This is a genomic window from Mycobacterium sp. (genome assembly GCF_049683355.1).
Lineage (GTDB): Bacteria > Actinomycetota > Actinomycetes > Mycobacteriales > Mycobacteriaceae > Mycobacterium.
In genome coordinates this window covers 1-18,909 of record NZ_JBAUJB010000006.1, presented here as the reverse complement: position 1 = coordinate 18,909, position 18,909 = coordinate 1, and the positions used below count along the sequence as shown (strand labels likewise).

At 62.3% G+C, this 18,909-nt stretch carries 16 protein-coding genes and 3 pseudogenes; 7 read left to right on the top strand and 12 right to left on the bottom strand.

The annotated features are described in order from the left end of the window. Positions 1-154: 154 nt before the first annotated feature. The 6 genes from WA944_RS00235 to WA944_RS00210 form a co-directional block, all read right to left on the bottom strand. Positions 155-1,744, bottom strand: coding sequence for a flavin-containing monooxygenase (locus WA944_RS00235; RefSeq protein ID WP_526371119.1), 1,590 nt, complete (start codon positions 1,742-1,744; stop codon positions 155-157). Between the two features lie 62 nt (positions 1,745-1,806). Continuing rightward, positions 1,807-2,769, bottom strand: a complete 963-nt coding sequence (locus WA944_RS00230; protein ID WP_526371117.1) for an alpha/beta hydrolase — start codon at positions 2,767-2,769, stop codon at positions 1,807-1,809. Next, positions 2,766-4,280, bottom strand: coding sequence for a flavin-containing monooxygenase (locus WA944_RS00225; RefSeq protein ID WP_205390519.1), 1,515 nt, complete (start codon positions 4,278-4,280; stop codon positions 2,766-2,768). Before WA944_RS00225 ends, WA944_RS00230 begins: the two co-directional genes overlap by 4 nt. 71 nt (positions 4,281-4,351) lie before the next feature. Then, complete coding sequence (locus WA944_RS00220; protein ID WP_526609337.1) at positions 4,352-6,001, bottom strand: flavin-containing monooxygenase; 1,650 nt, start codon at positions 5,999-6,001, stop codon at positions 4,352-4,354. Further along, entirely contained in the window at positions 5,998-6,921 is a 924-nt protein-coding gene (locus tag WA944_RS00215; protein WP_526372782.1) for a ferritin-like domain-containing protein, read from the bottom strand. The genes WA944_RS00220 and WA944_RS00215 overlap by 4 nt, the downstream gene beginning before the upstream one ends. A 41-nt stretch (positions 6,922-6,962) precedes the next feature. Beyond that, positions 6,963-7,799 (bottom strand): SDR family NAD(P)-dependent oxidoreductase, encoded by an 837-nt coding sequence (locus WA944_RS00210; RefSeq protein ID WP_163895505.1) that lies wholly within the window; start codon positions 7,797-7,799, stop codon positions 6,963-6,965. A gap of 140 nt (positions 7,800-7,939) precedes the next feature. Here WA944_RS00210 and WA944_RS00205 point away from each other — a divergent pair, with 140 nt between their 5' ends. After that, positions 7,940-8,581, top strand: coding sequence for a TetR/AcrR family transcriptional regulator (locus tag WA944_RS00205; RefSeq protein WP_526372784.1), 642 nt, complete (start codon positions 7,940-7,942; stop codon positions 8,579-8,581). A gap of 151 nt (positions 8,582-8,732) precedes the next feature. On the opposite strand, the gene WA944_RS00200 is transcribed toward WA944_RS00205, so the two are convergent. Then, positions 8,733-9,911, bottom strand: coding sequence for an acyl-CoA dehydrogenase family protein (locus WA944_RS00200; RefSeq protein ID WP_163887611.1), 1,179 nt, complete (start codon positions 9,909-9,911; stop codon positions 8,733-8,735). Between the two features lie 131 nt (positions 9,912-10,042). Here WA944_RS00200 and WA944_RS00195 point away from each other — a divergent pair. Then, a pseudogene (locus WA944_RS00195) lies at positions 10,043-10,389 on the top strand (carboxyl transferase domain-containing protein); the annotation flags it as partial. A 164-nt stretch (positions 10,390-10,553) separates the two neighbouring features. Here WA944_RS00195 and WA944_RS00190 read toward each other — a convergent pair. Genes WA944_RS00190 through WA944_RS00180 form a run of 3 tightly spaced genes read right to left on the bottom strand, consistent with a single transcriptional unit; the run spans position 10,554 to position 12,582 of the window. Then, on the bottom strand, positions 10,554-11,453 hold the full coding sequence (locus WA944_RS00190; protein WP_526373991.1) for an alpha/beta fold hydrolase: 900 nt from the start codon (positions 11,451-11,453) through the stop codon (positions 10,554-10,556). A 52-nt stretch (positions 11,454-11,505) separates the two neighbouring features. Next, positions 11,506-11,940 carry a PaaI family thioesterase gene (locus tag WA944_RS00185; protein ID WP_163886516.1) on the bottom strand — a complete coding sequence of 145 codons (435 nt, stop codon included), beginning with the start codon at positions 11,938-11,940 and terminating at the stop codon, positions 11,506-11,508. 48 nt (positions 11,941-11,988) lie between these two features. After that, positions 11,989-12,582, bottom strand: coding sequence for a TetR/AcrR family transcriptional regulator (locus WA944_RS00180; protein WP_526609340.1), 594 nt, complete (start codon positions 12,580-12,582; stop codon positions 11,989-11,991). Positions 12,583-12,763: 181 nt separating this feature from the next. Here WA944_RS00180 and WA944_RS00175 point away from each other — a divergent pair, with 181 nt between their 5' ends. From WA944_RS00175 to WA944_RS00160, 4 genes and pseudogenes are all read left to right on the top strand, one after another. Continuing rightward, entirely contained in the window at positions 12,764-14,257 is a 1,494-nt protein-coding gene (locus WA944_RS00175) for a TLP1 C-terminal extension domain-containing protein (RefSeq protein ID WP_526609334.1), read from the top strand. Further along, complete coding sequence (locus WA944_RS00170; protein WP_526373993.1) at positions 14,254-15,351, top strand: zinc-dependent alcohol dehydrogenase; 1,098 nt, start codon at positions 14,254-14,256, stop codon at positions 15,349-15,351. Before WA944_RS00175 ends, WA944_RS00170 begins: the two co-directional genes overlap by 4 nt. 59 nt (positions 15,352-15,410) lie before the next feature. After that, entirely contained in the window at positions 15,411-15,962 is a 552-nt protein-coding gene (locus WA944_RS00165; RefSeq protein ID WP_163895501.1) for a carboxymuconolactone decarboxylase family protein, read from the top strand. Positions 15,963-16,026: 64 nt separating this feature from the next. Further along, a pseudogene (locus tag WA944_RS00160) lies at positions 16,027-16,535 on the top strand (DDE-type integrase/transposase/recombinase); the annotation flags it as partial. A gap of 286 nt (positions 16,536-16,821) precedes the next feature. Here WA944_RS00160 and WA944_RS00155 read toward each other — a convergent pair. Then, positions 16,822-17,691 carry a metal-dependent hydrolase gene (locus WA944_RS00155; protein ID WP_526609332.1) on the bottom strand — a complete coding sequence of 290 codons (870 nt, stop codon included), beginning with the start codon at positions 17,689-17,691 and terminating at the stop codon, positions 16,822-16,824. Between the two features lie 77 nt (positions 17,692-17,768). Between WA944_RS00155 and WA944_RS00150 the strand changes: the two genes are divergently transcribed. Then, complete coding sequence (locus WA944_RS00150; protein ID WP_370332588.1) at positions 17,769-18,434, top strand: TetR/AcrR family transcriptional regulator; 666 nt, start codon at positions 17,769-17,771, stop codon at positions 18,432-18,434. A gap of 348 nt (positions 18,435-18,782) precedes the next feature. Here WA944_RS00150 and WA944_RS00145 read toward each other — a convergent pair. Continuing rightward, positions 18,783-18,909 (bottom strand): annotated as a pseudogene (locus tag WA944_RS00145) (hypothetical protein); the annotation flags it as partial.

The window sequence follows — 18,909 nt, the reverse complement described above, 5'->3', positions numbered from 1 at the left end:
CGAGTGCCCCCTTGATGTTGTTTCTCGCATTATCGGAAGGATTTCACCCATCGTTTACACCGGTGACCACCCTGTCAACGGCGATCACAGTTGCCGCTCGAATGTCAGCGACTCCCCGCCGTCCTCGGATACCCGTCACTGAACAGAGCCGCCACTAGTCGACGCTATCGGCCCCGCTGGGGGCATAGGGCATGTCGGCCAGATGGGTGTTGGCCGGCTCGGGTGTCCCCCTGCGCGACGAGTTCGCGGGCGCGGGACGCGACAGGACGTAAGCGCGCCGCTTCGGCCTGCGCGCACGAAGGCGATACAAGAAGGTCGGGCTGGGCCAGTTGGTAGAGATCGACCCGCGCGCCGAGCGATACCAGCTCGTGCACATAGTCCACACGGATCTGTCCAGGCGGCGACTCAACCGGTCGTTGAAGCGCTTCTCCACATCGGCACGGACCTCGATAACACTTCCTGGATGGGCACGGAGAACCTTCATCAACCTGACGATGTGTCGGGCCTGCGATTCGAGCATGTAGACGATGGACCCGGATCCCACGTTGGTGTTGGGCCCGTACATCATGAGGAAATTCGGAAACTCTGGCACCGATAGGCCGTAGTAGGCGTGCGCGCCATCCGCCCACACGTCCGACAATTTTCGGTCCGAGCGGCCGTAGACCTCCATCGGGGAAAGAAACTCGGTGGCACTGAAGCCAGTGCCGTAGATGATCACGTCGGCGGCGTGGAAGTCGCCGTTCACCGTGCGGATTCCGCCAGGCTCTACTGCCTGGATATCGTCGGTGACCAATGAAACGTTGGGACGTGCGAGCGCGGGGTAATAGTCGCTGGAGAACAGAATCCTCTTGCACCCGGGCGCATAGTCCGGCGTCAGGTGGGAACGCAGCCGGGCATCGTGCACCTGGCGGCCTAGGTGCCTGAGGGCAACGCCGCCAAGGACTCGCGCTACTGGCTTCGCGTCGACGAGTGCCAACGCCAAGAACTCGAATATCGTCCAGATCATCAGACGTTCGCTGAGCCGCAGAATGGGCAACTTGCGCAGCAGTTGGTGATGCCGCCCACCGTACTGACGGTCGAATTTGGGCAGCACCCATGGGGCTGACCGTTGGAAAACGTCCAAGTGCTCAGCGCCTGCGGCGACCACCGGGACGAATTGCACCGCACTTGCGCCGGTGCCGACGACCGCAATGCGCTTGCCGCTGAGATTCAGATCGTGGTCCCAATTGGCGGAATGAAACGACGGGCCCGCGAACCCCGAGATTCCAGGAATATCAGGAACTGAGGGTCGAGACAGCTGGCCCACGGCCGAAATGACGACATCACACTCCAATTCCTGACTGGTAGTCGTGGTCAGACGCCATGTGTTCGTCCGCTCATCGAAGGCTGCCTTGGCGATTTCGGTTTTGGTCCGAAGGAGGGGCAGCAATCCACTTTCGTCGACAACGCGGCGAAGGTAGGCGAGGATGTCGCCTTGTTCTGCGTAACGCCGGCCCCACGTGGGATTCGGCGCCGAGGAGATCGAGTACAACTGCGACGGGACATCACAGGCCGCCCCCGGGTAGGTGTTCTCCCGCCAGACTCCCCCGACACCATCGCCCTTTTCGACGATGAGGGCCCTGTCGAACCCTGCGCGTTTGAGGCGAAGTGCAAGGGTAATTCCGGCGAAGCCAGCGCCGATGATGACGATCGAGGGGTTACCAGGGGGATTGTCCTGGGTTTGTTCAAGTTTCACGGGTTTCATCGTTAGCTCATACAACCTTCGTGCTGGGGCGCCTCGTGGTCAAGGCGTGCGCAGGGACGCTGTCAACGGACGGTGGCCGAAGTAGCCAAGAACTCGCCACTGAGCCTGAGGGCCTCCCGCGCTTCGGGCAGTAGGCGAAACATCGCCTGGAAGACATGGATCTGGCCGCGGAAAACTTGCAACTGCGAGGAGACCCCTGCAGTTTGCAGACGTTTGGCAAAGACTCTGGAGTCGTCGAGCAACATCTCTCGTCCGCCGACCTGAATCAAAGTTGGTGGCATGTCCGTGAGATCAGCGTCAAGCACGCTTATCCTCGGGTCGGCTGGATCGGCGCCCGCCACGTACAGACCCATTGTTCTCGACGCAGAGATGGCGCACGCAAAGGGGTCCCGTCTGCGCAGATCACGGCCCATCGCAAGTTGACATGTCAAATCCAGCACCGGCGACATCAGCAGCATGGCATCCGGCGTCGGCAGTCGATGTTCCCGAGCGCCAAGTGCCGTCGCCGCAGCAAGCTGGCCGCCTGCGGAATCTCCGGCGAGCGCCACCGTGCCAGAAGACGCGGTGATCGCGCTTCCCTCTGTCAACCATCGATAGGCGATCAGTGCATCATCTGCGGCCGCCGGGAAGGGATATTTCGGGACCAACCGATAGCGCACGGCAAATACCGGCCTGCGGGCGGCCGCGGACAGTTCGCTGATGAGGCCACGGTGGGTCTCGGGAGAGCACATAGAAAATGCGCCGCCGTGTATATAAAGAATCGGCGGAGCATCCGAGGCCACGTTGGCCGCCTTGACCCAGTCGCCTCGCACACGTTCACCGGCGAAGGGCGTGTCTACCTTCTCGACACTGATTGCGCGCCTTGGCCGCGACACCACGAGTGTTCCCCGTAGCACGCGGTCCATGACCGCGAAGCCATGCTCGTTGGCCGGAATCACCTGCGTGAGAGGTCGAAGAACGCGTCGCGCCGTTGCCGCGACCAGGTGGCTCGCCATGCTCGGATTCGGCCTGGCAGGTGAACTCATCCGGCGGTGTCCACCTTCTGTGGGGCAGTGTCCGCCTTTTTCGCCGGTCGCCGTTCGAAACGGTAGTCGGCCAAGTCGAATCGTCGACTGCGCCAGATCGACTCGACCGTCGTCGTGGGACGCAGAGGCACGTCCCCATGCTTGTCGAAGTAATAGCTGTTCGCGCCCGCGCAGCTGTCCTGCCAGAAGACCTGCGTATGCCGCCGTGCCAGCATCTCCGCGAAGAAGCGTTGATTCGCCTCCTCGCGTACCTCGACGTAGTTCGAGTCGGCCGTCCTGGCATGCCGGAGGCAACGGAGAATGTGGCCCGCCTGTGCCTCGATGAGTGCGAAGTAGGACGACCCGTTGTATCCGTACGGGCCAAACACTGAGAAATGGTTCGGGAATCCTGGCACGCTGACGCCCTCATATGCCTGGAGTCGGTTCTCGTCCCACCACTGTGCCTGGTCTCGGCCGGCGACACCTCTGAGCGAGTAGGTGGGCATGCTGTCCGATTCCATGACCTTGAATCCCGTTGCCAGGACGAGCACGTCGATCTCGTGTCTGACGCCATCGGCCGTAATTACCGCGGTCTCATCCACCCGGGTGATGGGGTTGGTTTCAAGATGGACGTTCTCGCGGTTGAACGTCTTCAAATATTCGTTGTGAAAGCTTGGTCGCTTGCAGCCCAGCGCGTAACGCGGCGTCAGCTTCTCGCGAACGACCGGGTCGGTGACCTGCCGACGCATATAGCTGATCGCTGCACGCTCGATCGCCGACGCCAGCGGTATGGCGGTATGGAAGTGCGCTGCGACGGGAAAGGTGAGTTCGACAAAGGCCTGGCTGGCTCCCCGCGCGGCGATCTGCGCTCCGGGTGCGAGCCGGAGAAGAGCACTCAGCGGGCGGGGCACCGCGAAGTCGAATTTCGGCAGACACCATATCGGTGTGCGCTGGAAGACGGTGAGTTGGTCGACCTCCCTCGCGATCGAGGGGATCAGTTGCACCGCCGAGGCGCCCGTCCCAATGACGGCGACTCTTTTTCCGGTGAGGTTTTGTTCGTGGTCCCAACGCGACGTGTGCATCGTGACCCCGCCGAAGTCCCCGACCCCCGGTATGTCCGGCGCTTTTGGTCGCGTGAGAACCCCGGAGGCATTGATGACGAACCTGGCTGTCAGTTCCTCGTCCGTCGAGGTAAACAAACGCCACAATGTCGATTCTTCGTCGAACTCAGCCCTCACAACCGTGACTCCGAAGCGGATGCGCGACGCGAGGCCATACTTTTCCACGCAATGCTTCGCATAGTTCTTGAGTTCGATCCCCGGCGCATAGGTACGTGACCACGACGAGCGTTTCTCAAAGGAGAACTGGTAGCTATATGACGGAATGTCTACGGCAATCCCCGGGTAGGTATTCCAATACCACGTTCCACCCACCCCTTGGGCCTCATCAACGATGAGGAAGTCTGAGAAACCTTCCTTCAGCAGCTTGATGCCCACCCCGATCCCGGAGAATCCAGCTCCGATGACCAATATCTCGTGGGTGGGGACCTCGTACGTAGGGGCTTCGGAGGTGGGGGCGTCCTCGTCGCCCGCGACATGGAGACTCAAGCGTCGTTCCTCACCCTCGAGGCTGCACGCTTAGGCGGTGCTTTCCCAACGCCGACGTCCAGGACGTCTGCCATGACGTCAGACCGCGTTGGCGCGGCACCTGCGCTTTTGCGGCCCCGGGAAATCTTGGCCACACTCGAGCTGTTTTGGGCGTGTTCGATTGTTTGGTGCTCGGGTCGTGCGGCGGTTGCCGGGGTCGTCACATAATCACTCATGTCGACCTTGGACAGTGCGCGCACGAACTGGGTGGCGAAACCGGGGTACATGGTGCCGTTGTATCCGTCATTCGTGAGGTACCAGCTCTTGCAGCCCGAATTCCATGTCGTACTTACCAACCGGTGTTGCACCTCGCCGTGGTAATCATTTTGCCGATCTTCTCGGACCTCGAGCGTACTGAGATCATTGTCGATGATCGCGCCGATAGCTTTGACGATATAGTTGATCTCGGCTTCCATATACACTAGAGCCGAATTATGGCCGGGCCCTGAATTCGGACCGAAGGTGAAGAACAGATTGGGATAGCCTGCGACAGTGACACTCCGGTACGCATAAGCGCCCTCGGACCACTCGTCGGAGAGTTCACGACCACGTGCGCCGCGGATGGGGAAAGGCGTGCCAGCCTTGCATACATCGAAGCCGGTGGCAAAGACGATGCAGTCCAGTTCGTGTTCGATGCCATCTGCGGTCCGTATGCCGTTCGGCGACATTGTCGCAATCGGCCATGAGACGAGCTTGCAGTTGTCGCGTTGAAGAGCCGGGTAGTAATCGCTGCTCATCAGCATCCGTTTGCAGCCGGCGCGGAAGTTCGGCGTCAACTGGCGCCTGAGCCAAGTATCCGAAACCTGCCTCCGCAAATTTGCTTTCGCCACCAGCTGGATGCCGGTGGTGACAGGGGTATCCCAGACCATCCCGACGGCCATGAGCTCGTGCACCCAGAACCATGTCTGCCGAGCAGCATTCTGCACGAGAGGCACTCGACGAAACGCCGTGCGCGCCCACTGCGGATGGGAGAAGTCGGGCCTAGGCAGGACCCACCCGGGGGTGCGTTGGAAGACCTTCACCGAGCGCGCAGTGTTCACCAGCTCGGGAATGATCTGAACAGCGCTGGCACCGGTGCCGACCACGGCGACACGTTTGTCGCTCATGTCGTAGTCGTGATCCCAACGCGCACTGTGGATCTTGTGACCAAGGAAGGTGTCCAGCCCGCGGATGTCAGGCAGGCTCGGATTGGCCAGCGGCCCGCTGGCCATCACTGCGGTGCGGGCCTTGAACTGGGAGCCGTCAGCTGTCTGGGCACTCCATAGTGCGCTTTCGTCGTCGAACTCCAGACTGGTGACATTCACTCCGAACCGGATAAAACGCGACAGCGAATACTTGTCCACCATCGTCCTGATGTAGTCGAGTATCTCGCCACTGCCCGAATACGCGCGGGACCAGTTCGGATTCTGCTCGAACCCGTAGGAATAGAGCAGCGACGGGATATCGCAAGCCGCACCGGGATACGTATTGTCCCGCCAGGTCCCACCTACCTCATCCGCGCGTTCAAGTATGACGAAATCTTCGATACCCTGCTGTAGCAAACGAATTGCGGTTCCCAGACCGGCGAAACCCGCCCCGACTACCAAAACGGTCGTGGTGTCGCTCATTTAGCCACCGGTTCGTAGGTCAGCTCTTCGGTCCACGATGGCGACTTACCCAGCACCTCGGTGGGGAAGTGGTCGATCGCGGTACCCAGTCGCTGCGAGATGTAATGCAATGGCTGAGAACGCTTAATACTGGCGGACATGTGAGATTTCAGGATGTGGTAGCCCGGAACACGGCGCGTGAACTGGCTACGATCCCCTACGTTCTCGTACCGCATCACCGCGTTGTACAGCTTCTCCTCCGATAATCCCATGGCGTTGAGGTTGGTCAGCATTCTGGTGAGCAACGGCACGTAGAGGACACCGCCGAGGAGGATTCTCGGGTCGATGAGCGCCCCCATTGTCTGCATCGCATGAATGCGCATTGGGCTGGCGCCGAGGTCGTTCAGAACCTGGAAACCGACCGCCAGGTGCCGTGACTCGTCATTGTTGACCTTGTTGAAAACCTCGGCGCACAGCGGATCCTGAACCTCGTCGAGCAGGAACTTGAGCAATGCTCCATCAAGCGCAGTCTCCAAGGCGGGGATGGCCGCTCCGATCACCGTCAGCGGGAGGGCCTCGGCATAGCGGTCAATCCACTCGATCACCAGCCGAATATTCTTGTTCGGCACCGGGATTTCCCCTTCTTCAAGCATCCCCCACCGCTGCATGAGCGCCAGCTCCGCGTTGGCGTGCCGCTGCTCCTCAGCATGGAAATACCGGTAGATCTCACCTAGAGCCTCGAACGGCGCCTTCGGCGCCATGGCGGCGAAAGCACGTGCCCCGACGTGCTCTATCCACACCACGTCAGCCATGAACTGCTTCAGTTCGGGTCGCTGCTCATCGGTGATTTTATCGGCGCCCGGCGCATCCCAATCGATGTCGGCCAGCGCCCACTGCCGATTCTTGATCGTCTCAAGCATATCGCTGTATTTGAATGCCATTTTTGCGTCCCCTTTGTCCTTAGCTCTCTGTCGGGAAATACTTAGCGGGCGATTCGCTCGACCAGGCCGAGCGCGTGGGTATAAGTCGCAGGCACTGCCCGCTTAAAAAGCCAGAGAATCTTCGCATCGATCTGAGGTAGGACGTGCAACTGCCCATGGTCGTTCGCGTCCAGGGTTTTGCGCGCCACCGATTCCGGTGACACGCCTGTCCACCTCATCAAGTTCGTCGCCAGCTTGGCGGCTGACTCCTCGATACCTGGGTTGTCGACAATGTTGGTTTTAACGAACGTGGGACACAACACTGTCACCGCCACACCGGTGCCACTCAACTCAGCCGAGAGGGTCTCGGACAGTGCGAGCACGCCAGCCTTGCTGACGTTGTAGGCCCCCATCCGCGGCGCTGCGCCGAAACTTGCAGCCGACGCGACGTTGATTATTCCCCCGCTGCCCCTTGCGCGCAGCCGCGGCACAAAGGCCTCGCAGCCGTAAATCACTCCCCACAAGTTGATTGAGAGCGTCGACTCCCAGTCTCGCTTGGCCGTCGCGCCGATGACATTACCGCCGACTCCAATGCCCGCGTTGTTGATGACCAGGCTGGGTGCCTGCCCAAACCACTTTTCCGCGCTGTCGGCAAGTTCGCGGACCTGTTCTTCTTCGGAGACATCGCACACGATGTCGAGGCCCTCACCGCCGGCCTGGACGATGAGTTCGACCGTCTCCTTAGCGCGCACGGGGTCGATGTCGGCACATACCACCCGTCCACCTCTGCGAGCTAGCTCTACTGCAAAGGCGCGACCAATTCCGCTGCCCGCGCCCGTAACAACCGCGTTCGCGCGATGACTTCTGCGAGGCGATTTGCCCCACCACAGGAAATTCATCAGTACCGAACCCTTTGCAGATTCGGCCACGCCGAACCGGTGAGCAAAGCCAATCTGCTGCCACTTGGTGGCAGTGAACACAATTGTGGTCGCATGCCACCAGTTTGGCGCGGGTGGTAAGTCTTTGTCAAGATGTAGGCGTGCGGACGAAGGCAGCAAGGTGGGGCGGGCGTACAGGCGCCGAACGACGGGCTGACCGGCGGCGGCGCCTAGTCGCCGCTGCAACAGATATCTGGACGGACAGCGGATGGGCTGCGGTGACCATGCGTGGGGTCTGCTCCAGAGCCGCGTTGAATGATCGCTATTTTTATGAGGAGTTCAAGACCCGCGATGAGTTGCTGGTGGCGGCGTGGGACGGTGTCCGAAACGAGATGCTCGGCGAGGTTTCAGCAACATTTGCCGAACGCGTCGGTCAACCACCTGTCGAGACAATTCGTGCCGCGATCTCGATCGTCGTTCTCCGCATCGCGCAGGATGCCGGCCGAGCCCAGATTCTGCTGACGCAACACGTCGGCAGTTCAACATTGCAAGATCGTCGTGCAGCGGCCTTACAGGAAGCCACCCAGCTCGTCATGGCCGCCAGCCGACCCCATCTGAGGCCTGACGCAGACGAAAAGGCGTTGCGCATGGACACTTTTGTAGCGGTCGGCGGCTTCGTCGAACTGATCAGCGCCTGGCACGCCGGGCTACTCGTTGACGTAAGTCAAGTCGACATCGTCGACCATACGAGCCGACTTGCGGAAACACTCGCTCAACGCTACGTGGTTGATACGTCTCGCTAGATGGTAATTGTGATGCAGTTCCGGTCGCACTGGCCACATGGGCCGCAAAAAGCTCGCGAGACACCGTCGCGTTACATTACAAATACTGGACGGTCAGTCTCGTAGAGCTACCGAAGCGGATTTTGTCTGCTGGCGGACTGGCGGGTTTCGCTCACAGCCCAATGCGCTTGGCGATAATCTCCTTCATGATCTCGGTAGTCCCGCCCCCGATGCCCAGGATGCGCGAATCACGATAGTGCATTTCGACCTCGGTCTCGCGTAGGTAGCCCATGCCACCGTAGAGCTGCACGGCGGTGTCGACGGCAAGCGCGCAGGCTTCCACGGCCTGGTTCTTCGCCATCGAGACCATCCGCACATCGGTGTCACCGGCGATGATGCGGTCCACGGCGGCGCGGGTGTAGGTCCGAGCCACGTCGACGGCAGTCGCCATGTCGACGATCTTGTGCCGCACCACCTGCCGCGTGGATAACGGTCGGCCGAAGGTCTCACGCTGCTTCACCCACTTTAGCGTCAGGTCGAGGCAGCGTTGAGCGGTGGAATAGCACTGCACGGCGATGAAGGCACGCTCGACCTGGAACTGCTGCATGATCTGCAGGAAGCCGCTGCCCTCGGGGCCGACCAGATTGGCTACCGGTACGCGTACGTCGGAGAAGCCGAGTTCGGCGGTGTCGGAGCACAGCCAGCCCATCTTCTTCAGCGTGCGCGATACCGCAAAACCCGCCGTACCGCGCTCCACCACCAGCAGGGAGATTCCCGACGCCCCCAGGCCGCCGGTACGCACAGCGGTAGTCACAAAATCGGCCCGGACCGCCGAGGTGATAAAAAGTTTCGCGCCGTTCACAACGAAGTGGTCACCGTCCCGGCGCGCGGTGGTCCGGATGCCGGCGACGTCAGAACCGGTGTCCGGCTCAGTAATGCCCAGGCTGCCGATCTTCTCTCCGGCCAGTGTCGGCGCCACGAACTTGCGGATCTGCTCGGGATCGCCCTGCGCGACCATATGCGGCAGGGCGATGTTATGGGTGAGCAGGCTGGCCAGCACGCCCGACGAGCCGCCAGCCTCCATCACGGCTTCGGTGAGCAGCACCAAGTCGCGCAAGTCACCGCCGGAGCCACCGACCTCCTCCGCGAAACCGATGCCCAACAGGCCGACGGCGGCTGCGCGGCGATGCAGCTCCCGGGGCAACTCGCCGCGGTCCTCCCAGTCCTGCAGGTGCGGGACGATTTCTTTTCGGGTGAACGACGTGGCGAGGTCGCGCAACGAGATGCGCTCAGCTGTGATCCATGGGTCCGCTGCGGCGGACCCTACTTCGCGCTGTCCCGGCTGGGTCATGTGGGCTGCTCCTGCTGGTAACCGTCGGAAAGGGGCGGTAGGACCTGCCGCACGACCCCATTGTTCTCGGATGTTAGTCGCGGCTAACGTAGCGCGTCAGGAGATCGACGTCGGTGTCACCTGGAGGAAAGTTGGTTGACGTCTTGCCCGTCCGGGTCGACCCCCGCGCGCTGGAATACGTCAAGAACCGCGAGGACTCACCGCCAGCTCGATGCGATCGCCGAGCAACTCGCGCTGGCCGACGGGGGCGGCGGTAAGAAAGTACGTCGTCCGGCACCGAAGGCGCGGAAAAATGCTGACCCGCGAGCGCGTCGAGCTGCTGATCGACGCCGCCACCGCGTTCCCGGAATTGTGTCCGTTCGCGGCGTAGGGGTCGAAGTTACTGGCGGGTGGCAGCGTTGTGGTCGGCGTCGGCATCGTCGAAGGGGTCGAGCCGATGATCATCGCGCACGATCCGACGGTGCGTGGCCGAGCCTCGACGTGGCCGTGCGCGCCTACCGGCAGTCAATATGCACTGCTTCGGTGCGATCGCGAATCAACTCAGGCGATCGTCGGCATCCTTAGTTTTGGCATCGCAGCCTTCGGATTACGCGTGTATTCACCGCCCTCGGACTCTCGTTCCTCGAGCCCCTGAAACAAGGCTTACTCCGACGAGTTGTTCAGAGCGCGGTCCAGAAACTCTGCGACTGCCGAGGTGAAGGCGTCGTTGTCGTCACCCGCAACCATATGGCCCGTGCCGGAAACGTCGACCGCCTCAGCATGCGGCACTACTTCAAGGAACTCCTCGACCGACTGCTGCGATGTCACATCAGAGTGGACGCCGCGGACAAGTAGCGTTGGCGCCCGCACGCGGCGCGCCCCTTCGACGAGCAGTTCACTTATGGCGCCGAATCTTTCCGCGCCGGTTGCGGGATCGCCCTGCAAGAAATCGAAGTTGGAGGCTACGAACGCTGGATCCCATCGCCAGATCCACCGACCGTCATCGCGTTGCCGCAGCACTTTGCGGAGTCCGTCCAGGTTCTTGGGACGTGCGCGATGGCTATTGTACTCGGCAATGACGTCCGCAGCGTCATCGAGCGTTTCGAATCCGTCGGGATGGGCGGCCATGAATGACACGACGCGGCGTGCTCCGTGAAACTCCATTCGGGGAGTGATGTCGACCAGGACGACGGCTCCCCACAGGTCCGCGGGCGCCACCAAGTGCGTTCCCAACACAGTCATGCCGCCCAAGGAAGCTCCAACGACAGCCGGCGGACGACCATCGCTGGCATATCGGCGAATGGACAGCAGGTCGGATGCGAGCCGGTCGAGATCGTATCGACCATCGGGGTCCCACTCGCTGTCGCCGTGACCGCGGGCGTCATAAGCGACGACGGTATAACCGCGCGCGTGTAAGCGGCGCGCAGTGGCCGCCCAGGCGTGGCGGTTCTGCCCACCGCCGTGCAGCAGTATGACGACTGCGCGGGCGGATTCGTGTCGGTAGATATCGGCTGCGAGAGCGGTTCCGTCTTCGGTGCGGACGCACTCGAACGTAGAGCTCATTTGGTGTGCCCTCGACGGTCACCTCGGACGGCGTCCTCGTTCCACGACCGGATCACGAGGCGCTCTGGCCGACGACGGTCACTGTTCCCTGCGCGGCGCATACCGGGCGCCCCGTATTGGTGATGTCGATCCTGGCGACGCCGCTACGCTTACCCAGCGCGATGATGTCGGTGACCGCAACGCAGACTCCACTGGACACCGGACGCAGCAGGTTCAGTTTGAATTCGGTTGTGGCGACCCATGACCCAGGAGCGATCACCGGATAGAACACCACGCCCAAGCAGTGGTCGACCATCGCCGACAGGCAACCGCCATGCAGAGTGCCGAACGGAGTCAACAGATCGGCCCGGGCGTCCATTTCCACGACCAGCCGCCCGGCGGAGAACTCGATGTGGCGGAAGTCCAAGTACTTGGAGAGCCCTCCCGGGGTTCCCGCCGCATGCTGGAACTCCTCGGCTATTTGCTTGTTGAACTGCGGGAAGTCCATGGTCAGCGCCTCGTTTCGTGCTGCGATACCGATGCCATGGCTGAGACACTACTCCGCAGTTGTCGCACTGATGTAACTCTGGGTATCGGCCAGTAGAGCGGGAAGCAGGAATCGACGCAAGAAAGCGTCGATGCCTTCGGGGCTGCGGTGCCGCGGGCCGCGAACCGAGAGCAAGCTGAGGATGATGCGCAGAATCCATTCGGCCGCGTCATCGACCGAGACGCCGGCTTCGAGTTGATGCCAGTGTGCGGCGAACACGGGTCGCAGGAACTCGGCGACGAGTTCGAACAGCGCCACCGACGTTCCCTCGGCCAGTCCCACGCCGGCGAGTTCATCGTCGCTGGCGAAGAGCATGCCGATTATCGGTTCGCGACGGGCCGCGCGCACCGTGACTGCAACGAACTCCAATATGGCAGAGCCTAAGTCTGTATGCGCCAAGATCCGTCCGCTGATACGGTTCAGGTAACGTTCCGCTGCGCGCACGATGACACCGGATACGACGGATTCGCGACTCGGGAAGTAGCGATAGACGGTGGCGCGCGATACGCCCGCTTGCCTGGCGATGTCCTCCATCGTGGTGCCCGGCAGACCTTTGCGTTGTTGGCATGTTTCGGCGGCGTCGAGCAAGCGGTCACGCGCCATGTCGCGGCTCCGCGCAGGTGCCGCGTCGCCCCGTCGCAACGGTCTTCTCGTCACGAGTACGAGTATGCCCTGCCAAACCGATTCGCTGTGTCGGATACCGGCGGTTGTCGCATGGAACCGGATGTGACAATATCGCAGCCATGTCGCATAGAAGGCGTCGACGATGAGCGTGAACTGACCAGTGGCCATCCAACCACGCACTCCTGTTGTCGTCGGCGTCGGTGAACTCACACACCGCGGTGAAGACACCGTCGATCCCATCGATCTGGCCTCCGGGGCCGCGCGCCGAGCACTGCAGGATGCTTCGGCCGCGGTCGCGCACCGCATCGACATCGTGGCGACGCCGGGAATCTTGATGATTCCGCGCGACAATCCCGCGTCGAGGATCGCCGAAGCGACTGGGCTCACGCCGAACCATCGCATCAGCTGTCCGGTCGGCGGCAATACCCCCCAATACCTGGTCGAGGTCCTTGGCCGCCGTATTCGGCGCGGAGTCAGCGACGCGGCACTGATCGTCGGAGCGGAAAGCGGTGCATCAGGGCGAAAAGTAGCATCCGGTCGCGCGCTGTCGGAGCCGAGACCCATTGCGGTACAAGACGAGTCGCTTGGTGACACACGCCCGGGACTGAGCGAAGCCGAGATGCAAGCCGGACTACATTGGCCGCACGAGGTGTACCCGATCTTCGAATCCGCGATCGCGGCCCGATCAGGCCGCACATTCGACGAGCAGCGCCGCTGGCTGGGAGACCTGATGGCTCCGTTCACAGTTGAGGCGTCCCGACATCCCGAGCAGGCGTGGTTTCCGCGTGCCCGCAGCGCCGACGAGATCAGCACGGTCTCCCCGAGTAACCGAATGGTGTGCGAGCCGTATCCGAAGCTGCTCAACAGCATCATCGCCGTGGATATGGCTGCCGCCTTCGTCATGATGGCTGCCGAAGTCGCCGAGGAACTCGGAGTGCCTCGTGATCGTTGGGTCTTCCCGTGGTCGTCGGCCACCTGCAATGACGTGTACTTCCCGGTTCAGCGGCCTGATCTGAGCCGTTCCGCCGGAATAAGGGCCGCCGGCAGGGCGGTATTGGCTGCCAGTGGACTTCACATCGACGACATCAGATGGTTTGATTTCTACTCTTGCTTTCCTTCCGCGGTCGAGGCGGCGATCGACGCCTTGGATCTCGCCCCTGAGGATGCCCGCGGTTTCACGGTGACAGGCGGACTGCCCTACCACGGCGGGCCGGGCAACAACTATGTCAGCCATTCGATTGTCGAGATGGTGCGACGCTGCCGAAGCGAACCGGACGCCGTGGGACTCGTATCCGGACTGGGCTGGTACATCACGAAGCACTCGCTGGGTCTGTGGTCGGCGACCCCACCGCCGACGGGATGGCAGACTCCGGACATGGCTGAAGCGCAGGCTGCGATTGACGGCACCTCCCTCGCGGTCGCTTCACCCGCCGACGCATCCGGTATGGCGACCATAGATGGCTACACCGTCGTGCACGACCGTGAGCAAGGCCCCTCCTGGGTGCCAATTTTCGCGCGTTTGCCCGACGGCCGCCGCGTCGCGGCGCGCAGCGACGATGCCGAGGTGGCGATGGCGATGTCACAGGAGATGTGCGTGGGACACCAAGTCGCCGTGAGGCAGGCGAACGGACACGTCGAATTCGAACTGTCGTGAACGCCGACGCGTTCGTGCTGACCCAGCCGCGCACCCTCGAACGGCGACATCTTCCGGTACCGCGCGTCGACGACGAGTCCGGTCTCCTGCGGATCGAGGCGTGCGGGCTCTGCGGAACCGACCACGAACAGTTCAGCGGACACCTGCCGGCGGGGTTCGCCTTCATCCCCGGACACGAAATCGTCGGCGTCATCGAGGAAATAGGTGACGCCGCGCGCGAACGTTGGGGCGTGTCGGTGGGTCAGCGAGTCGCCGTCGAGGTGTTCCGATCGTGTCGGGAGTGCCACTCGTGCCGCGGCGGCGAGTACCGCAGGTGCTCGAGCAACGGCCTCGCCACCATGTTCGGCTTCGTCGACGTGAACATCCCGCCCGGCCTGTGGGGAGGCTACGCAACCCACCTGCATCTGCCGTTCGATTCCATGTTGTTGCCGATCCCCGACGGACTCGACCCTATCGTGGCGACGTTGTTCAATCCGCTTGGCGCAGGGGTCAAGTGGGCTGCCACGTTGCCCGAGACAAGCCCGGGCGACGTCGTCGCGGTCCTCGGACCAGGCATCCGCGGGATTTGTGCCGCCGTAGCCGCAAAGGAGGCCGGAGCGGCATTCGTCGCAATGACCGGAGTCGGCCCTCGCGACCGAACTCGGCTAGCCGCAGCCCACCAGTTCGGCGTGAACCTGACCATCGACGTCACTTCGGACGACCCTGCACAGGCCCTGCAAAAGGCGACCGGCCGGCTCGCAGACGTCGTCGTCGACGTCACCGCGAAGGCGCCAGCCGCGTTCGCGGACGCCGTCGCACTCGCGCAGCCCGGCGGACGCGTGGTGGTCGCCGGCACCCGCGGCGGCGGAGGAGCGCCCGGCTTCGAGCCAGACCTACTCGTCTTCAAAGAACTACGCATCTTGGGTTCGTTGGGGGTCGACTACCCCGCCTACCAGAGCGCCCTCGAGCTGCTGGTCTCGGGGCGTTGGCCTTTCGAAGAATTGCACCGCGAGATCACCGGTTTCGCGGGCCTGCCCGGGCTGCTCGATTTGCTGGCCGGCAACGGGCCGGACCGGGTTCCCGCGCTGCACAACGTCTTTGTGCCGATCGCCTGACAGCGCCAACGAGCGCCCAACCGGAAGGATCCACCGTGAGCAGCCGAAGCCGGGTTGACATGCTTGCCCTGACAGATGCCCGCAAGCGCGCCGCTCAATGCGGGATTCCGGACGCCATGGCTGAACTGTCGGTTTTCAGGATCGCGCTTCATCAGCCCAATGTGGCCGTCGCATTGCACGGAATGCTGGAGGCATTGCTCTGGAAAGGCGTGCTGGATGCGCGTCTGCGGGAGCTGATCATCATGCGAACCGGCTGGGTCACCGGGTCGGTCTATGAATGGACGCAACACTGGAGGATCGCCCGCTTGCTCGATGTGACCGAACGCGACCTGCTCGCGGTGCGAGACTGGCGAAACACCAGCCACTTCGGCGAAGCCGAGCGAGCGGTACTCGCGGCGACAGACGAGACACTGCAGGACGGCACAATCTCGGATGAAACATGGGCTGCGTGTCACCGTGCGTTGCACGGGGACCCGGCCATCCTCGTCGAACTCGTCGCCGCGATCGGCAACTGGCGTTTGTTCTCTGCACTTCTGCGGTCCTTGCAAGTGCCGCTAGAAGACGGCGTCGAGGCATGGCCCCCTGACGGAGTTCGACCCTCCGTTGACTGAACCCCAGTTGTGAATCGCCCTGGAAATGCTGGAGGCTCCTGACCTTGGAAACGAGGATGGAGTCATGCCGAAGGAACAGTCGCCTGGGAAGCCAACGACACGTAGATACAGCTCGGAGGAGAAGGCGGCCGCGGTGCGGATGGCGCGGGCATTGCGGGCGGAGCTGGGCGCCAGCCAAGGCACCGTGCAGAAGGTAGCCCACCAGCTGGGCTACGGCGTGGAGTAAGTGCGCATGTGGGTGCGCCAGGCTGACATCGACGAGGGCCTGTCTCCCGGATGATCGTCGGGTGGCGCGTCGCGTCGAACATGCGCACCACGATGGTGCTCGACGCGATTGAGATGGCCCGCTGGTCACGCGGAACACGTTGCGGGGCTTGAGATGTCACTCTGATGCCGGATCGCAATTCACCTCGGTCCGCTACGGTGAACGCCTCGCCGAGATCGGCGCGGTCCCTCCATCGGATCGGTCGGGGCTACGACAACGCCCTCGCCGAGACGGTGAACGGCTACTACGACCCTGCGAACCTCCTACCAGCACAAACGCGCGTCACTACCCCGATGAATGCCTACGAGCTCCGGAAGTCGGGCCGGACACTGGAGAGGCATCGCCACCCGATACGACAAGTACGCCCTGAGCTACCTCGGCGGAGTCACCCTGGCCGCGATCATCATCTATCACCGCGTCCACAATTAACAGACACGACCTAGGAAGTCTTCGGACGCTGAGGGGAAGGCGGGTGGCCCTTCGACCCGCATCAGCGGGTTGCCGTACGCCTGATGCAGCAACGGCGCACCGCACTTCGTCGTGAAGAGGTCTTCTTATCTCATATGGCCGGCTTGACCACCATCTCTTGTCGACCTATACGTTGCTCCGTAGCTGTTGGCCGCCGTCGGCATCAAAGAGTTCTTTGGTCCAGCGTTCGAGGATCTCCGCGCTGTCCCAATCATCGGGATGGAATCCGGCACGGGTGTAGGAACGGAAGCGCTCAATTGCCGCTCGGCTGAACAGCGGGTTATGACGGAAGGCTCGAAGGCTGCGCACCAACCGAACCGGGTTGTAGGCGGCACGGTCGCCTGCCAGAGATCGGGTGGTCTGGATGAACAACTCCGCGAACAAGAGGGCTGTGGCGAATCGCATTCCCCTCACTCTGGTGCGTTCGCTTCCGCCGATCGCCTGGAATACATCGTAAGCGACGGCCTTGTGCTCGGATTCTTCAACTGCGTGCCAGAGCAGAATCGGCCGCACCTCTGTGTCCCCAATGAGTGCTTGAGCTTCTTCGCTGGTGAGAATGATCTCGGCAAATGTCGCGGTGTAGTGCTCAAGGGCGGCCGTCACAGCAAGGTTCATCTCTGAAGAAAACCGAGGCTCAAGCCGCTTAAGCAACTTCGTGATGTGCCGATCGATCCCCTCGGTCGGATAGCCCATATCCTGGAGCCTCTGGTTGAGCAGGCTATGCTGGTGCCGGTGGGTGGCCTCCTGCGCAATGAAGCCCTTGACCGCCGCCTTCAGGTCAGCGTCGCTGATCTGGTCTCGGTAGTGGCGGACTGACCGGATGAAGAAATCCTCGCCTTCGGGGAACGTGGCCGACAAGGTAGAGACGAAGTGACTCATCACCAAGTCGCCGTCGACGAAGTGCTGGCGTTTGGTCCCAGCAGGCATATCAAAGCGGACACGGCGAGGCTTCGGCACGATTCGCGTGGTGGGCAGTGTGGACGACTCGTCGCTCATGTTGCTCTCCTGTTGTCATGGGTACCTGCAGATTTTGACTTTACGCCTAGTCAGAATTAGATGGCAAGCTACAGGTTGTGCGATCGGCCCGTGTGTATAACGGATTGTCCGCCGAGGAGCGTCAGCGGAACAGGCGTACGAGTCTCATCGAGGCCGCGATGGAATTGATCGGCACGCACGGCGTTGCCGCCGCCACTGTGACTGCCGTCTGCGCTGAGTCCGGTATCACGTCACGCTACTTCTACCAGCATTTCCCCGATAGAGACGCCCTCTTGCGAGCTGTCTACCAGAAGCTCTATGCAACCTTCCAGGAGGTGATAGTCGACGCGATCCCCGATGCCGGCGCCCCACCCGAGGTGCTCGCATATGCGCCGATCCGCGGGCTGGTCAGCATGATCGACAACGACCCTCGGCTGGGTCGGATCCTGTTCGTGGAATCTGCAACCGAGCCGCTGCTCCGCGAGCTACGCAGCAGAATGATAACCGGTTTCACCGACCTCGTATTGCGTGAGGCCAGACTTCACCTCGACATCGCCGACTCCGCAGTGGGCGTTGCCCATTTGGCCTCGACATTGGGCGTGGGCGGGTTATTCGAAGTCTTGCGCCGCTGGCTCGACGGGGAACTGGAGTTCACCACCGATGAACTCGTTCAGCACTGCGCAGGTTTCCTGGGCAGCCTCGGCACTTACGTGCTGCTGCAGAACACGGGCGAGTCGGCCACAACCGCAGAAGCCCAACCTTGAGGAGCTTCTCGCGGCAGCAGCGGCAAGACCTGAACGACACTCAGAGCGCTCGTCGTCGACTACACGACGTTCGGCCATTGCTGCTGGCTGTGACCGGCGGCCGGTGCCGGAGTCGATCGCGGCCGCCAATCTTCGCGAGCCGCGGATGGCGCGGCGGGCGACGACGACAACCGTCACCACTTGCACTAACTAACGTAACGATACCGACAGTATCGCTATCAGTGGAGGCCAGGTGACGGACGGCAGCGCAGATTCCCCAATCCGTGCCGCGCGCCCTCACCGGCGCGCCACCCTCCACCGACCCGGCACACAATCGCGAGTACAGTGCTCGACTGGCTGCGCTAGCCCTTAAGAGTTGACTTGGTCGAGCTTGGCGATTTTGTAGGTCCCGTCGACCGGCGCCATCTGCACCCTCAGGCGGTAGCCCTGCTCCTGGTCGGCCGCCTCGGAGTTGGTCACCTTGACCCGTACTGCA

Bases quoted from the DNA above. Each gene is read 5' to 3' on its own strand.
- WA944_RS00165 (WP_163895501.1), top strand. From the start codon at position 15,411: ATGCTTGCCCTGACAGATGCCCGCAAGCGCGCCGCTCAATGCGGGATT.
- WA944_RS00180 (WP_526609340.1), bottom strand. From the start codon at position 12,582: ATGGCGCGTGACCGCTTGCTCGACGCCGCCGAAACATGCCAACAACGC.
- WA944_RS00190 (WP_526373991.1), bottom strand. From the start codon at position 11,453: ATGAGCTCTACGTTCGAGTGCGTCCGCACCGAAGACGGAACCGCTCTC.
- WA944_RS00155 (WP_526609332.1), bottom strand. From the start codon at position 17,691: ATGAGCGACGAGTCGTCCACACTGCCCACCACGCGAATCGTGCCGAAG.
- WA944_RS00220 (WP_526609337.1), bottom strand. From the start codon at position 6,001: ATGAGCGACACCACGACCGTTTTGGTAGTCGGGGCGGGTTTCGCCGGT.
- WA944_RS00235 (WP_526371119.1), bottom strand. From the start codon at position 1,744: ATGAAACCCGTGAAACTTGAACAAACCCAGGACAATCCCCCTGGTAAC.
- WA944_RS00215 (WP_526372782.1), bottom strand. From the start codon at position 6,921: ATGGCATTCAAATACAGCGATATGCTTGAGACGATCAAGAATCGGCAG.
- WA944_RS00200 (WP_163887611.1), bottom strand. From the start codon at position 9,911: ATGACCCAGCCGGGACAGCGCGAAGTAGGGTCCGCCGCAGCGGACCCA.
- WA944_RS00185 (WP_163886516.1), bottom strand. From the start codon at position 11,940: ATGGACTTCCCGCAGTTCAACAAGCAAATAGCCGAGGAGTTCCAGCAT.
- WA944_RS00230 (WP_526371117.1), bottom strand. From the start codon at position 2,769: ATGAGTTCACCTGCCAGGCCGAATCCGAGCATGGCGAGCCACCTGGTC.
- WA944_RS00210 (WP_163895505.1), bottom strand. From the start codon at position 7,799: ATGAATTTCCTGTGGTGGGGCAAATCGCCTCGCAGAAGTCATCGCGCG.